This is a genomic window from Sphingomonas sp. P3_C6 (assembly GCF_056402595.1).
The window spans coordinates 1-683 of sequence record NZ_JBFUHB010000066.1; the positions used below are offsets into that span (position 1 = coordinate 1).

At 68.3% G+C, this 683-nt stretch carries 1 protein-coding gene; it reads left to right on the forward strand.

Features of this window, described 5'->3' with window-relative positions; genetic code table 11:
* Window positions 1–683 (forward strand): hypothetical protein (locus tag AC1DT7_RS24195; RefSeq protein WP_478038869.1); only part of this gene is annotated, 683 nt, incomplete at both ends.

A 683-nucleotide genomic window follows, 5' to 3' on the forward strand; every position in this document is an offset into this window, starting at 1 on the left:
CGCCGGCATCGTCGGGGCAGTCTTCCTGGCCGGCGGCACGGGCAACGTCAACGTCACCGCCAATGGCGCGATCGACGCTCGGTTCGGGGTGGACGCCGAGAACTTCGGCAAGGGCTCGACGACCGTGAAGACGGTCGGTCCGGTGACGACCACCACCGGCAACGGCATCTTCGCCATGGCGACCGGCGGCAACGTCACGGTCGCGGCGGGTGATGTAACGGCTGCCTCGAACACTGCCATCGTCGCGCGTCAGAACAGTGCGGCCGGTGCCGGTATCATTGACGTCACCGCAGGCAATGTCTCGGGCACCACGGGCATCGAAGCGACCAACTCGGGCACGGGTGCGACCAACGTGACGGCGGCCGGCACGGTCACCGGCACCTTTGCCGAAGGCATCAAGGTCAGCGGCAATGATGCCGTCACCGTGAACGTGGCCAACACCGTCACCGGCGCGACAACGGGCCTCCTSCTGACCGGCGGCACTGGCGGCACGGGCGACATCAACGTCACCGGCACCGGCGGGTTCGTCGGCGGCACGGGCAACGCGGCGACGATCCAGAACAACGGCTCGGGCAACGTGCTGATCGACATCTCTGGCGCGAGCAGTTCGGCGAATGGCGAGGGCATCACGGTGCGCGACACGACCGCGGCCGGCAACACCAGCGTCACGACCGGCTCGGTCA